At 71.8% G+C, this 14,513-nt stretch carries 10 protein-coding genes; 3 read left to right on the top strand and 7 right to left on the bottom strand.

What is annotated here, in order from left to right:
- Nucleotides 1-89 precede the first annotated feature (89 nt).
- The 3 genes from ACMGER_RS06510 to ACMGER_RS06500 all read left to right on the top strand — a co-directional run bounded on the left by ACMGER_RS06510 (nucleotide 90) and on the right by ACMGER_RS06500 (nucleotide 4,338).
- Nucleotides 90-2,171: a transglycosylase domain-containing protein gene (locus ACMGER_RS06510; RefSeq protein WP_436811693.1), complete on the top strand. Its 2,082-nt coding sequence runs from the start codon at nucleotides 90-92 to the stop codon at nucleotides 2,169-2,171.
- A 167-nt stretch (nucleotides 2,172-2,338) separates the two neighbouring features.
- Nucleotides 2,339-3,340 (top strand): threonine aldolase family protein, encoded by a 1,002-nt coding sequence (locus tag ACMGER_RS06505; protein WP_436811276.1) that lies wholly within the window; start codon nucleotides 2,339-2,341, stop codon nucleotides 3,338-3,340.
- A gap of 80 nt (nucleotides 3,341-3,420) precedes the next feature.
- Nucleotides 3,421-4,338, top strand: a complete 918-nt coding sequence (locus ACMGER_RS06500; protein WP_436811692.1) for a DMT family transporter — start codon at nucleotides 3,421-3,423, stop codon at nucleotides 4,336-4,338.
- A gap of 9 nt (nucleotides 4,339-4,347) precedes the next feature.
- Here ACMGER_RS06500 and ACMGER_RS06495 read toward each other — a convergent pair whose 3' ends face one another.
- The 7 genes from ACMGER_RS06495 to nirB form a co-directional block, all read right to left on the bottom strand.
- Nucleotides 4,348-6,030, bottom strand: a complete 1,683-nt coding sequence (locus ACMGER_RS06495; protein WP_436811275.1) for a M20/M25/M40 family metallo-hydrolase — start codon at nucleotides 6,028-6,030, stop codon at nucleotides 4,348-4,350.
- A 192-nt stretch (nucleotides 6,031-6,222) separates the two neighbouring features.
- Nucleotides 6,223-6,747 carry a molybdenum cofactor guanylyltransferase gene (mobA, locus tag ACMGER_RS06490; protein WP_436811274.1) on the bottom strand — a complete coding sequence of 175 codons (525 nt, stop codon included), beginning with the start codon at nucleotides 6,745-6,747 and terminating at the stop codon, nucleotides 6,223-6,225.
- Between the two features lie 5 nt (nucleotides 6,748-6,752).
- Nucleotides 6,753-7,985 carry a molybdopterin molybdotransferase MoeA gene (locus ACMGER_RS06485; RefSeq protein WP_436811273.1) on the bottom strand — a complete coding sequence of 411 codons (1,233 nt, stop codon included), beginning with the start codon at nucleotides 7,983-7,985 and terminating at the stop codon, nucleotides 6,753-6,755.
- Nucleotides 7,982-8,761, bottom strand: coding sequence for a uroporphyrinogen-III C-methyltransferase (gene cobA, locus ACMGER_RS06480; RefSeq protein ID WP_436811272.1), 780 nt, complete (start codon nucleotides 8,759-8,761; stop codon nucleotides 7,982-7,984). Before cobA ends, ACMGER_RS06485 begins: the two co-directional genes overlap by 4 nt.
- Nucleotides 8,754-11,351: a molybdopterin-dependent oxidoreductase gene (locus tag ACMGER_RS06475; RefSeq protein ID WP_436811271.1), complete on the bottom strand. Its 2,598-nt coding sequence runs from the start codon at nucleotides 11,349-11,351 to the stop codon at nucleotides 8,754-8,756. The genes cobA and ACMGER_RS06475 overlap by 8 nt, the downstream gene beginning before the upstream one ends.
- Nucleotides 11,352-11,472: 121 nt before the next feature.
- The gene (gene nirD / locus ACMGER_RS06470) at nucleotides 11,473-11,811 is read right to left on the bottom strand and encodes a nitrite reductase small subunit NirD (protein ID WP_436811270.1); all 339 of its coding nucleotides are present in this window, start codon (nucleotides 11,809-11,811) and stop codon (nucleotides 11,473-11,475) included.
- Nucleotides 11,808-14,339, bottom strand: coding sequence for a nitrite reductase large subunit NirB (gene nirB / locus ACMGER_RS06465; RefSeq protein WP_436811269.1), 2,532 nt, complete (start codon nucleotides 14,337-14,339; stop codon nucleotides 11,808-11,810). The genes nirD and nirB overlap by 4 nt, the downstream gene beginning before the upstream one ends.
- Nucleotides 14,340-14,513: the final 174 nt, after the last annotated feature.

The raw sequence follows: 14,513 nt of genomic DNA, 5'->3' as shown, positions 1-14,513 counted from the left end.
CCCCTCTCGGTCGACGCTCGCGTCCGCTTGCGCGTGGCGTCTTACCCTAGTAATACAGCGGAGTGGTGCGGCTGGCATCTCTTTTCGGCATGGGCAATGCCGTTCCCGACGTGCACGATCCGTTCGCGCTGAGCGGGCAGGCGGGTCCCGCCGGGGCGCCGCCTGTCTTTCCCGACGATCCCCCGGAGCCGCGCCGGCGCGCCGGCATCTGGCGCTGGATCATGCGCGGGCTGGGCGTGACGATCGTGCTGCTCGTCATCGCGACGATCTGGCTGGCGGTGACGGCGCCCTTGTCCAAGTCGCTGAAGCCGATCGCGCCGCCGCAGATCACGCTGCTCGCCGCCGACGGCACCCCGATCGCGCGCCGGGGCGCTATCATCGGCGATCCGGTCGACGTCAAGTCGCTGCCGGAGCATGTGCCGCAGGCGTTCATGGCGATCGAGGACCGCCGCTTCTATGCGCACTGGGGGATCGATCCCTGGGGCATCACGCGCGCGATGATCCGCAACGCGATGGCCGGGCGGATGCGCGAGGGCGGCAGCACCATCACCCAGCAGCTCGCCAAGAACGCCTTCCTCGATTCGGACCGCACCGCCGGGCGCAAGATCCGCGAGGCGATGATCGCGGTGTGGCTGGAGGCGTGGCTGACCAAGGACGAGATCCTGTCGCGCTACCTCTCCAACGTCTATTTCGGCGACAACGTCTATGGGCTCGACGCCGCCGCGCGCCATTATTTCAGCCGGTCGCCGCGCCAGTTGAGCGTCGCGCAGGCGGCGATGCTGGCGGGCCTCGTCAAGGCGCCGTCGCGGCTGGCGCCGACCGTCAACCTGGCGGGCGCGCGGGCGCGGCAGAGGCTGGTGGTGCAGGCGATGGCACGCGCCAAGTTCCTGAGCGAGGCGGAAGCGGCCGCGGTGCCGCCGGCGCGGCTCAGGGTCGAGCGGGTGAGGGAGGTGCCCAACGGCACCTATTTCGCCGACTGGGTGCTGCCCGAGGCGCGCGACCGATCGGGCGAGCTCGCCAGCGAGGTGACAGTCACCACCACGCTGGAGACCCGCATCCAGCGCGCCGCCGAGCGCGCGGTGCGGCGCGCCGGCCTCAGGCAGGCGCAGGTCGCGCTGGTGGCGATGCGGCCCGACGGGCGCGTGGTCGCGATGGTGGGGGGCAAGAGCTACAAGGATTCGCCCTTCAACCGCGCGGTGCAGGCGCGGCGGCAGCCGGGATCGACCTTCAAGCTGTTCGTCTATCTGGCGGCGCTGAGAGCCGGCATGAACCCCGATTCCAAGGTGCTCGACGAGCCGGTGACGATCGGCGAGTGGAGCCCGAAGAATAGCGACGGGCGCTACGAGGGCGAGATCACGCTGGCGCGGGCGTTCGCCAAGTCGTCGAACGTCGCCTCGGCGCGGCTGATCAAGGAGGTCGGCGTCGCCAACGTGATCCGCGCGGCGCGCGACCTCGGCGTCACCTCGCCGATCGCCAACGAGGGGTCGATCGCGCTCGGCACCTCGACGATGAGCCTGCTGGAGCTGACCTCGGCCTATGCGGCGGTCGCCAACGGCGCCTACCCGGTGCGCCCGCGCGGGCTGGAGCAGGAGGACGAGCCGACCTGGATGGAGCGGCTCGCCGGACGGACGACGATGATCCCCGCGCGCGAGCTCGACGGGATGCGCGAGCTGCTCGCCGGGTCGATCTCGACCGGCACCGGGCGGCAGGCGGCGCTGGTGGTGCCGGCGTTCGGCAAGACCGGCACGACGCAGGACAACCGCGACGCGCTGTTCGTCGGCTATGCGGGCGGGCTGATCGCGGGGGTGTGGGTAGGGAACGACGACAACACCCCCAATCCCGGCCTGTCGGGCGGAGGCATCCCGGCGCGGATCTGGCGCGACTTCATGGCCGACGCGCTCGACCTGCCGCCGCCGGCGCCGGCGCCGCGGGTCGAGACGGAGAACGGGGATGCGGTCGGCAACCTGCTCGATGCGATCGGCAACATGGGCGACCCCGAAGGGCCGATCTTCGAGGGGCAGCTCGAAGGACTGGGCGTCGACCTGCGCGTCGGGCGCGACGGCAGCGTCGACGTGCGGCCGAGCGGCGGCGATCGCGCTCCGCCGCCTCCGCCGCCCGAGGACCGCCGGCCACCGCCGGAGGAGGATTTCGGGGACGGGCCGCCGAACTGACGCTCGGTCGCTCTGATTGAAACCACCGTCATCCCGGCGAAAGCCGCGATCTCAGGCAATTGCTGCCCTTTGGCCTCATGAGATCCCGGCTTTCGCCGGGATGACGGTTTCATGCAGGAGGAATAAGAGGCTTCCCTTATCGTCGGCTTTCGGGAAAAGCGCCGCCCATGCGCTTCTTCTCCGACAATGCCGCTCCAGTCAGCCCGTCCGTGCTGGAGGCGATCGTCGCCGCGAACGTGGTCGACACCGCCTATGACGGCGACCGCTGGTCGCGGCAGCTCGACGCGCGTTTCTCCGAGCTGTTCGGGACCGAGGTGCGGGCGCTGTGGGCGCCGTCCGGCACCGCCGCCAACTGCCTCGCGCTCGCGGCGCTGTGCCCGCCGCACGGGGCGGTGGTCTGCCACCGGGAAGCGCACATCAACACCGACGAGGGCGGCGCGCCCGGCTTCTACACCCACGGCGCCAAGCTGCTGCTCGCCGACGGGGCCGGCGCAAAGCTCGACGTCGCGGCGATCGAGGGGGTGCTCGCCGAGGTCCGGCCGGACGTGCACCAGGTGCAGGCACATGCGATCTCGATCACCAATGCGACCGAGTACGGGCTGGCCTATACCCCCGACGAGACCGCGGCGATCGGGGCGCTCGCCAAGGCGCGCGGGCTCGGCTTCCACGTCGACGGGGCGCGGTTCGCCAACGCGGTCGCGCATCTGGGGTGCGCGCCGGCGGATCTCACCTGGAAGGCGGGGGTCGACGCGCTGAGCTTCGGCTTCGTCAAGAACGGCGGGATGAGTGCGGAGGCGCTGATCCTGTTCCGGCCCGAGCTCGCCGACGCGACGCTCTACCGCCGCAAGCGGGCGGGGCTGCTGCTGTCGAAGGGGCGCTATCTCGCCGCACAGCTGCTGGCGATGGTCGAGGGCGATCTGTGGCTGGCGAACGCCCGGGCGGCCAATGCCGGGGCGGCGCTGCTCGGGCAGGCGGCGGGCGCGAGGCGCGTCCATCCGGTCGAGGCGAACGAGGTGTTCGTGCGGCTGGCCCCGGTGGAGGCGGCGAGGCTGCGGGGGCAGGGCTTCGACTTCTACGACTGGGGGGCGGGCGAGGCGCGGATCGTCGTCTCGTGGCACCAGGGCGAGGCCGAGATCGCGCCGCTCGCCGCGGCGATCGCGGCGCTGTGATCCATCAGCGGGGCTTGTGAGTCGATAAGGAAAACCGCCTTCGCCGCCGACCGGCGCGGGCGTAGGAGAACGCCATGCTGATGCCGTCCGAGGCCCCGCCGCAATCGACCCGCCTTGCGGTGCTGGTGCCGTTCGGGATCGTGACGCTGGTGTGGGGCTCGACCTGGTTCGTGATCACCGGGCAGCTCGGCGCCGTGCCCGCGAGCTGGTCGGTGTGCTACCGCTTCCTCACCGCCGGCATCGCCATGCTCGCGCTGGCGCTGTGGAAGCGAGAGAGCCTCGCGTTCGACGCGCGCGGCTGGGGCTTCGCGGCGCTGCTGGGGCTCAGCCAATTCTGCTTCAACTTCAACTTCGTCTACCGCGCCGAGATGCACATCACCTCGGGTCTGGTCGCGGTGGTGTTCGCGCTGCTGCTGGTGCCGAACGCGGTGTTCGGGCGGCTCTTCCTCGGGCAGCGGATGGGGGCGCAGCTGCTGGTCGGATCGGGGATCGCGATCGCCGGGGTGGCGCTGCTGTTCCTGCACGAGACGCGCCGCGACGCGGCCGGCACCGGCGCGCTGCTCGCGGGGATCGGGTTCACGCTGGCGGCGGTCATGTCGGCATCGGTGGCGAACGTCATGCAGGCGACCGAGACCGCCAGGCGCTACCCGATGTTCGCGATGCTGGCGGCGGGAATGCTGATCGGCGCCGCGTGCAATGCCGCCTATGCCTTTGCGACGAGCGGGCCGCCGACATTCGATGCCCGGTTCAGCTATTGGGGCGGGGTGCTCTACCTGGGACTGGCGGCGTCGGCGCTGGCGTTTCCGCTCTATTTCGGGGTGATCCGGGCGATCGGGCCGGCCAAGGCGGCCTATTCGGGCGTGCTGGTGCCGGTGATCGCGATGCTGATCTCGACGCTGTTCGAGGGATATCGGTGGTCGGCACTCGCCGCGGCGGGGGCGGTGCTGGCGATGGCGGGGCTGGTGATCGCGCTGAGGGCGAAGCGGCCCGATCGGTAGCGCGGGTCGCTATTTCGCCCCATAGCCCTTGTAGAGCAGGCCGAAGAAGTCGCCCTTGTTCCAGCGCGGGCGCTCGTCGGCGTCGGCGATCTCGCGGGCGATGCGGTAGTTGATGTCGACGAAGCGCACGCCCTGCGTCCAGTCGAGCGAGGGATGCCAGGGTTCGTCCTGCGGCTTGTGGTAGCGGTTGGCGAGGAAGTCGTCGTACGCCGCCTTGCCGCCGCCGGCATGGCCCGGCCACAGGAACACGCTGGGGATGCCCTGCTGGACGAAGCGGTAATGGTCGGAGCGGACGAAGAAGCCCTCGTCCGGCATCGGATCGGGGCTGAGCGCGACGCCCATCGATTCCGCCGCCCGCTGCACCAGCGGCCCCAGCGTCGAATGGTCGGCGCCGAACGCGATCACGTCCTCGAACCGGTAGGTGATCAGCGGCATGTCGAGGTTGACGTCGGCGACCAGCCGGTCCTTCTCGACGGTCGGGTAATGGGCGAAATAGTCGGCACCGACGAGGCCCTTCTCCTCCGCGGTCACCGCGAGGAACAGGATCGAGCGGCGCGGCGGCTTGCCCGCGTCCCTGAACCGCTTCGCCTCCTCGATCAGCGCGGCGATGCCGACGGCATTGTCCTCGGCGCCGTTGTAGATGGTGTCGCCGTCGACCGCACGGCCGACGCCGACATGGTCGAGATGCGCCGAGAAGACGACCACCTCGTCCTTGAGCCTGGGGTCGCTGCCCGGGATGAGGCCGGCGACGTTCCAGCTCGGCAGTGGCGTGACCGAGGTGTTGATCGCGGCCCGGAGCGTGCCGGGAAGCAGGAAGGGCTTGAAGCGGGTCTCGCTCGATTGCGCACCCTTGACGACCTCGGCCCAGCGACTGCCGAACAGGCGCTGGGCGAACGCCGGGCCGATCAGGCCGAGCGTCGGTGCCCTGGGCGAAGGATTGAAGCCGGTGCCGTCGGGGTGCGCCCAGGTGACGCGCGGGCGATCGAAGACGCTCGCCGCGCGATCGAGGCCGCCGCTGCCGCTGCCGGCGTCGATCGCGATCACGCCGGCCGCGCCCTTGGCCTCGGCGATCGCCGCCTTGGTGGCCGGACTGCTGAAATGCGCGCGCAGCTCCGGCGGGAAGCTGGCGGGCGCGCCGCCGAGCAGCAGCACGACCTTGCCGCGCACGTCGATGCCGGCATAGTCGTCGCGCCCGGTCGTCGGATCGACGATGCCGTAGCCGGCGAAGACGATCGGCGCCTCGACCAGCGTGTTGAGCCTGGCCGGGTTGGTGGCCGGGACATAGTCCTTGCCGAACTCGAGCGTCACCGCCGGGCCGTCCTTCGGCGCCCACACGAAGCTGCCCTTGTCCGCCGGCTCGACGCTGATCAGCGGCACGCGCTGGAGGAAGCCGCCGTTGTCGCCGGCTGGCCTCAGGCCCGCCGCGTAGAATTGCGCGGCGACATATTGGGCGGCGATGTCGAACTCGCGGCTGCCGGCGTCGCGGCCGCGCAGCTCGTCCGAGGCGAGGAACATGACGTGCGCCTTCATCGCCGCCTCGGCCGAGGGCAGATCGGCGTAGAGGATGGCGTTGCGGCGGGCCGTCTCCTCGGCCGAGAGCGGCTTCGTGGCGGGAGCCGGCTCGGGCGCGGTCTGGGCGAAGGCGCTGGTGGCGGCCGCGAGCGCTACGAGGAGGATGGCAAGCGTGCGCAAGTGAAGGACCCCGGCGAATAGATTGATGCGCCGCCGCGTAGCAGCAGCGCGGCCGCCGGCGCAATTCGCCGCGTCGTGAGTGTTGCTCGACGGTCATCCCGGAGGCCGGGATCCAGAGCCAAGCAGGTTTTCGCTTGTGACCCTGGACTCCGGCTTTCGCCGGGATGACGATCGTCTTTAGTTGCCTGGCTATCAGCGGCGCAGCCGGATCAGATCGTCGGGCATGTTGATGTTCCCGAGGGCGAGATCGCCGTCGTCCACCCGCAGCGGCCCGGTGCGCTCGATCCAGCTCCTGAACGACCGGTGGCCGTCGGCGAGGTGCGCGTCGAGCGCGCCGATCAGCGACGCCGGCCAGAAGCCGACGGCATATTGGGTGGCGAGGACGGCTGGCCCTTTATCCGCCAGCAGGTCGCGGAGGTTGGCGGGCAAGGGATGAACGTCCACGGGGACGCAGAGCACCGCGTCGCAACCGATCGTCAGGGCGTGACGGAGCGCGGCGGCGAGGCCGGCGAGCGGGCCCATGCCTGGGTGCGGCCGGTCGGCGAGGCAGGTGATGCCCGGCCATTCGCGGCCGCAGACGACCAGCGCTTCAATCTGCGGGGCGAGCGCCGCCATGGCATGGTCGAGGAGGGCGCGGCCGTCGTGCAGGGCGAGGGCCTTGTCGCTGCCGAAGCGGCGGGAACGGCCGCCGGCGAGGATGGCGCCGAGGACGGGCATGGCCGCTAGAAGGACAGCACGTCGACCGGCGCGCCGGCATCGAGCGCGGGTGCATGGGCCGGGCGGCGGACGAGCAGGTCGGCGACGGCGAGCATGAGCTGGCCGGAGGCCGATTGGCGCTCGATTACGCGGACCCCGGCCTCGTCCCGTTGGGCGCAGAGGAAGGATTCGCGATTCCCCGTCTCCGGCGCGACGGCGATGAGCGGCAGCTCGCGCCAGCCGAGGCCCGCCGCGAAACCACGCCCGCCGAGTGCGGTCAGCAGCGGGGCGAGGAACAGCCGCGCGACCGTCATCGCCGCGGTGGGGTTGCCGGGGAGGCCGAGGACATGGCGGTCGCCGATGCGGGCGTACCAGACCGGCTTGCCGGGCTTGATCGCAATATCGCGAAAGGCGAGCTCGAGGCCGAGCGGCGCCAGGGCCGCCTTGGCGAAGTCGCGGTCGCCGCGCGAGGCGCCGCCAGCCATCACCAGCACCTCGGCATCGGCAAGTGCGGCTTCGGCGGCGACACGGAGGCGGACGGGATCGTCCGGGACCAGCGCCGCGCCCACCGGCACGCCGCCCCATTGGCGCGCGAGCAGCAGCAGCGCTTCGGTGAGGCTGTCGGGGAGGTGACAGGCGGTTGCGGCGGCCCGGCCCGAGGGCACCAGTTCGTCACCGTTGGCGATGACATGGACGCGCGGGCGCCGCCAGACGGAGACCTCCGCCACGTCGGCGGCGGCGGCGGCGACGAGTGCGCGCGGATCGAGCATCCGGCCGGCGGGCAGCACCGGCACGCCGGCGGCGATGTCGGAGCCGCGCCGACGGACGTGCGGGCGCGGCGAAGGCGTGTCGGCGAGCGCGATCCACCCGTCCGCTGCCGTGACATGCTCGCGCATGAGGACGCGATCGGCGCCTGCTGGCATGGCGGCGCCGGTCATGATCCGTACTGTCTCACCTTCGCCGAGCGTGCCCTGCCACGGCCGGGCGGGATAGGAGGCGCCGGCGACGCGCAGGTGCGGATGGCGGGCGAGATCGGCCTCGCGCACCGCATAACCGTCCATCGCGGCGGCGTCGTGGCGCGGGGCGTCGATGCGGGCGTGGACCGGCGCGGCGAGGACGCGGCGGCCGGCGCGGGCGAGCGGCACGGTCTCGATGCCGAGCGGCGCGGCGTGGGCGGCGAGGATCGCCTGGGCCGCGTCGAAGCCGAGGGTGGCGGCGCAGGCGGTGCCGGCCGCCCGGACGGGCTCGGCATAGGTCACCGGGCGATGTCCGCGCCGGTGCGGGCGGGCACCGCCTCGTCCGCTTGCGCGACCGTCTCGCCGACCAGGATCAGCGTCGGCCGGTCGTCGGCGAGCGCGCCGACGGCGAGCGGGAGCAGGTCGAGTCGGGTGCGCAGGCGGCGCTCGTGCGGCAGGCTGACGTCGCAGGCGACCAGCACCGGCGTCGCAGGATCGAGACCGGCGGCGATGAGATTGCGGCTGATATCGGATGCAGCCGAGCGGCCCATGTAGAAGGCGGTGGTGGCGCCGGGGTCGGCGAGCGCCTGCCAGTCGAGCCCGAGCGGCTCGCCGGCGCGGGCATGGGCGGTGACGAACTGGACGCGGCGGGCAAGGCCGCGCAGCGACAGCGAGACGCCGGCCGAAGCCGCGGCGGCGCTGGCGGCGGTGACGCCGGGGCAGATGCGCGCGCGGACGCCGGCCGCGGCGAGCGCCGCCACCTCCTCGGCGGCGCGGCCGAACATCGCGGGGTCGCCGCCCTTGAGGCGGACGACGCGCTCCCCGGCGAGGGCCGCGTCGACCAGCAGGCGATTGATCGCGTCCTGGTTCTGCGAATGGCGGCCCGAGCGCTTGCCGACGGGCACGCGGCGGACATGGGCGGGGATGAGATCGAACACGCCGGGGCCGACCAGCGCGTCGTGGAACACCACGCTGGCGGTGCGGAGCAGACGCTCGGCCTTGCGGGTCAGCAGGTCCGGGTCGCCGGGGCCGGCGCCGACCAGCCAGACCTCACCGGGCAGGAAATCCTCGTCAGCCATGGGCGGCGGTCCTTTCCTCTTCGATCAGGCGGCGGATGGCGGGACGGCATGAGCCGCAGTTGGTGCCCGCCGACAGCGCCGCGCCGACCGCCTCGACGCTGGTCAGGCGCTGCCCGACGATCGCGTCGACGATGGTCCTGAGTCCGACGTCGAAGCACAGGCACACGATCGGGCCGCGATCCGCCGCCGCGCCCGGCGGCGCCCCGGCGAGCAGCGCGGGTCCGGCGGCCGCCTCGCCGATCTGCGCGATCAGCCAGTCGCGCGACGGCAGCGTGCCGGTGCGCGTGACGAACAGCGCGGCGGCGAGCCTTCCTTCCCGCAGCACCGCGAGGCGGCGGGTGCCGCGCGAGCGGTCGACCGCCTCGATGCGCTCGCCCTTCGGCAGCACCGCGTCGAGCCGGTCGGGCTCGCCGGCGCCGGCGAGCTCGTACAGCACGCCGCCGGGGACCTGCACCCGCGTCGCCCACAGGCAATCGGGCTGGCGCGTATCGCCGTCGGCGAGCAGGAAGCCGCGCCAATCGACCGGGACCGCCTCGATCGAGGCTGGGGTCGACTTGAAGCCCGGCTGGCCCGAATGCGGGTCGGTGAGCGGGCGCGGCAGCAGGCCGGTGCGGCCGCCGGTCGACTGGCGGTCGGTCCAGTGGATCGGGGTGAACAGCTCGCCGCGGCGCTGGCCGGTGCCGAGCGCGACGCGGAACAGGCTCTCGCCCTGCGGCGTCGCGACGCGGGCGAGGCCGCCATCGGTGAGGCCGAGCGCGGCGGCGTCGTCGGGGTGGACCTCGACCAGCGGCTCCTCGCGGTGGCGGGCGAGCTTGGGGCTGAGGCCCGTGCGCGTCATCGTGTGCCAATGGTCGCGGTAGCGGCCGGTGTTGAGCGTCAGCGGCCAGCGCGCGAGCGGGGCCGGCAAAGAGGCCTGGCGGACGGGGACGAGGCGCGCGCGACCGTCGGGCATCGGGAAGCGGCCGTCGGCGAACGGGGTGCCGCCCCAGGTGAAGGGCGCCATCTCGTCATAGGCTTGGTTGCCGATCGGGGCGTGGCCCTTGAGGTCGAACAGGCGGCGGCCGTCGTTCCCATAGGCCGAGAGGCGGGCGTGCTCGCGGAAGATTTCGGCCGGGCGGTCGTAGGCGAAGGCGGTGCCCCAGCCCATGCGGCGGGCGACCTCCTTGACGATCCACCAGTCGGGCTTCGCCTCGCCCGGCGGCGGGAAGATCGGGCGCTGGCGGCTGACGCGGCGCTCGGAGTTGGTGACGGTGCCGTCCTTCTCGCCCCAAGCGGCGGCGGGGAGGCGGACATGGGCATGGGCGCTGGTATCGGTGTCGGCGATCACGTCCGACACCACGACGAACGGGCACGCCGCCAGCGCCTCGCGCACGCGGCCGGCGTCGGGGAGCGACACCGCCGGGTTGGTCGCCATGATCCACAGCGCCTTGATCCGGCCCTCGCCGACCGCGCGGAACAGGTCGACGGCCTTGAGGCCGGGCCTGGTCGCCATCCGGGGCGCGGCCCAGAAGCGGGCGACGCGGGCGACGTTCTCGGCTGCGAAGTCCATGTGCGCGGCGAGTGTCGAGGCGAGCCCGCCGACCTCGCGGCCGCCCATCGCGTTAGGCTGGCCAGTGATCGAGAAGGGCGCGGCGCCCGGCTTGCCGATGCGGCCGGTGGCGAGGTGAAGGTTGAGGATCGCATTGACCTGGTCGGTGCCGGTCAGCGACTGGTTGATGCCCTGGCTGAACATCGTGACCGTGCGGGGATGCGCGGCGAACAGGTCGTAGAAGCGCCTGAGGTCGGCGGGCGGCACGTCGCAGGTGCGCGCCACCGACCACAGGTCGCTCCCCTCTCCTATCGTATCCCAGAAGCCGTCGGGTACGGTGACGCTGGCGGCGAGGAAGGCTTCGTCGATGAGGCCCGCCGCGCGGCAATGCGCGAGCAGGCCGTTCATCAGCGCGACGTCGCTGCCGGGGCGGATCGCGAGGTGGAGGTCGGCGTCCTCGCAGGTCTCGGTGCGGCGGGGGTCGATCACCACCAGCCTGGTGCCGCGCGCGGCGCGGGCGGCCTGGATGCGCTGGTAGACGATCGGGTGGCACCAGGCGGTGTTGGAGCCGACCAGCACGATCAGGTCGGCGGCGTCGAGGTCGGCGTAGCTCGCCGGCACCACGTCCTCGCCGAACGCGCGCAGGTGGCCGGCGACCGCGCTCGACATGCACAGGCGCGAGTTGGTGTCGATGTTGGCGGTGCCGATGAAGCCCTTCATCAGCTTGTTGGCGACGTAATAGTCCTCGGTGAGGAGCTGGCCCGAGACGTAGAAGGCGACGCTGTTCGGGCCATGCTCGGCGATGGCGGCGCGGAAGCGGCGGGCGACGAGGTCGAGCGCCTTGTCCCAGCTCGCCCGGCGCTTGCCGATCATCGGGTGGAGCAGGCGGCCCTCGAGGCCGACCGTCTCGCCGAGGTGGGTGCCCTTGGAGCAGAGGCGGCCGTGGTTGGCGGGGTGGTCGGGGTCGCCCTTGATCGCGACCGAGCGCTCGCCGGTGGGCGTCGCGAGGATGCCGCAGCCGACGCCGCAATAGGCGCAGGTGGTGCGGATTGGCGTGGTCATAGCCCCTCCCCTTCAGGGGAGGAGTTGGGGTGGGGGAGTACCTCAAGCGACATGGCCTGCGGAGAGCCCCCACCCCCAACCCCTCCCCTGAAAGGGAGGGGCTTAAGAAGGGGGGCTTCCCTCACGCTGCCGCCTTCAGCGCGCCGGCGCGGCAGATGAGGACGCGGCCGGCGTCGATCTTCACGGGAATCGTCGGGGTGCAGCCCTTGTCCGGTCCCTGCGCCTCGCCCGTCGCCAAGGCGATGGTCCAGTTGTGGAGCGGACAGGCGACGCTGTGGCCGTGGACGATGCCCTGGCTGAGCGGGCCGCGCTTGTGCGGGCAGCGGTTGACCAGGGCGAACACCCGGTCGTCGCCGGTGCGGAACACCGCGATCTCCTCGCCGCCGTCGACGGGCACGGTGCGCGCGCCGCGCAGCGGGATCTCGTGCAGCCAGCCGATGTCGAGCCATTCGCCGATCATGCCGGTTCCTCCTCGCGGATGGGTTTGAACGCCGCCATGTGCGCGTGCTGCTCGCGGGCCTGGCCGGCGGCGCGCTCGGCCCAGGGATCGTCCTGGCTGAAGCGCTGGGAATGGAGGAAGCGCTCGGTGAGCGCCTGGCGGCCCTCGTCGTCCTCCACGATGCGCGACTTGACATAGTCGAGGCCGATGCGCTCGATCCACGGCGCGGTGCGTTCGAGGTAGCGCGCCTCCTCGCGGTAGAGCTGGATGAAGGCGGCGCAGTAATCCATCGCCTCCTGCTCGGTCGCGACCTTGCAGAGCAGGTCGGTGGCGCGGACCTTGATGCCGCCGTTGCCGCCGACATGGAGCTCGTAGCCCGAATCGACGCAGACCACGCCGAAGTCCTTGATCGTCGCCTCGGCGCAGTTGCGCGGGCAGCCCGACACGGCGATCTTGAACTTGTGGGGCATCCACGAGCCCCAGCTCATCCGCTCGATCCTGACGCCGAGCCCGGTCGAATCCTGCGTGCCGAACCGGCACCATTCGGAGCCGACGCAGGTCTTCACGGTGCGGAGCGACTTGCCATAGGCGTGGCCCGAGACCATGCCGGCGGCGTTGAGATCGGCCCAGACCGCCGGCAGGTCCTCCTTCCTGATCCCGAAAATGTCGAGCCGCTGGCCGCCCGTCACCTTGACCATCGGCGCATTGTATTTCTCGACGACGTCGGCGATCGCGCGCAGCTCGCGGGGGTTGGTGATGCCGCCCCACATGCGCGGGACCACCGAATAGGTGCCGTCCTTCTGGATGTTGGCGTGCATCCGCTCGTTGACGAAGCGGCTCTGCTGGTCGTCCTGATATTCGCCGGGCCAGGCGCAGAGGAGATAATAGTTGAGCGCGGGGCGGCAGGAGGAGCAGCCGTCGGGGGTCGACCAGTGCAGCTTCTGCATCACCTCGGGGATCGATCTCATCCCCTGCGCGACGATCTCGCGGCGGACGTCGTCGTGGCCGAAGCTGGTGCATTTGCAGAGCGTCTTGGGGCCCGCCTCGACCGCGTCGCCGAGGGTGATCGCGAGCAGGGTCTCGACCAGGCCGGTGCAGGAGCCGCAGCTCGCCGAGGCCTTGCAGCCGGCACGCACCGCGTCGAGGCTGCACGCCCCGGCCTCGATGCAGGCGACGACCTGGCCTTTGGCTACGCCGTTGCAGCCGCAGATCTCGGCATCGTCCGAGAGCGCCGCAACGGCCGCCTTAGGGTCCGCTGCCCCACCCCCAGAGGCATAGGCCTGACCGAAGATGAGGAGGTCGCGGAGGTCCGAGATGTCCTCGCGCTTCTTGAGAAGATCGAAATACCAGCTGCCGTCGGCGGTGTCGCCGTAGAGCACCGCGCCGACGATACGGTCGTCCTTGACCACGACGCGCTTGTAGACGCCGCGGCTGGCGTCGCGCAGGACGATATCCTCGGCGCCGTCGCCGCCCGCGAAGTCGCCCGCCGAGAAGACGTCGATGCCCGAGACCTTGAGCTTGGTCGACGTGACGGAGCCCCGGTAGCCGCTCGGCTTGCCCACCAGCCCGTCGGCGAGCGCGCGGCACATCTCCCACAGCGGGGCGACCAGGCCGTAGACCTGCCCGTCGTGCTCGACGCACTCGCCGACTGCCAGGATCGCCGGGTCGGAGGTGACCATATGGTCGTCGACCTTGATGCCGCGGCCGACCTCCAGCCCGGCCTCGCGGGCGAGCGCGACGTTGGGGCGGATGCCGACCGCCATCACCACCAGGCTGGCCGGGATGGTGCGGCCGTCCTTCAACCGCACGCCCTCCACCGCGTCGGCGCCGAGGATCTCGGCGGTGTCGGCGCCGGTGAGGATGGTCTGGCCCCGCGCCTCCAGCGCGGTCTTGAGCAGCCAGCCGGCCGCCTCGTCGAGCTGGCGTTCCATGAGGGTGGACATGAGGTGGAGCACGGTGACCTTCATGCCACGGAGGCTGAGGCCGTGCGCCGCCTCCAGCCCCAGCAGGCCGCCGCCGATCACCACCGCCCGACCTATTTCTCCATTTGGGCCGCCCTTCTCGGCGGCCGCGAGCATCGCGTCGACGTCGTTCATGTCGCGGAAGCTGATCACGCCGGGCAGGTCCTTGCCCGGCACCGGGATGATGAAGGGATCGGAGCCGGTCGCGATCAGCAGCTTGTCATAGGGGACGGTGCGGCCGGCGCGCGAGGTGACCGTCCTCGCCTCCCGGTCGATCGCCGCGACGGGATCGCCGGCGATCAGCTCGATGCCGTTGTCGCGGTACCAGTCGTGGCCGTTGATGACGATGTCGTCGAAGCTCTTCTCGCCCGCGAGTACGGGGGAGAGCATGATGCGGTTGTAGTTGACGCGCGGCTCGGCGCCGAAGATCGTCACCTGGTAGCGGCCCGCGTCGCGCGCCAGCAGCTCCTCGATCGCGCGGCAGCCGGCCATGCCGTTGCCGACCACCACCAGCCGCTCGCGCCGCGCCGGCACGCCGGCGGATTCGTCCGCCGCCTCCGCCGTCCAGCCGTCGCCCGTAAAGTCCATGTGTCCAAGCTCCAGAACGCGAAAAGGCCGCCATGCGAGCTGCCGGAAATCCCGGCGCCCGCATGGCGGCCTTGCCAATTCACCCTGGCCGGCGGTGAGGCCGGCCGATGCGCCGCCGGATCCCGTCGATGGGAGCGGCGGCTATGTCCCGTTCGGGCGACCTTGCCCGAGTCC

Origin of the sequence: Sphingomonas astragali (assembly GCF_051400615.1) — a bacterium.
Lineage (GTDB): Bacteria > Pseudomonadota > Alphaproteobacteria > Sphingomonadales > Sphingomonadaceae > Sphingomonas.
The sequence above is the reverse complement of the archived record's forward strand: the minus strand, read 5'-3'. Positions and strand labels throughout refer to the sequence as shown.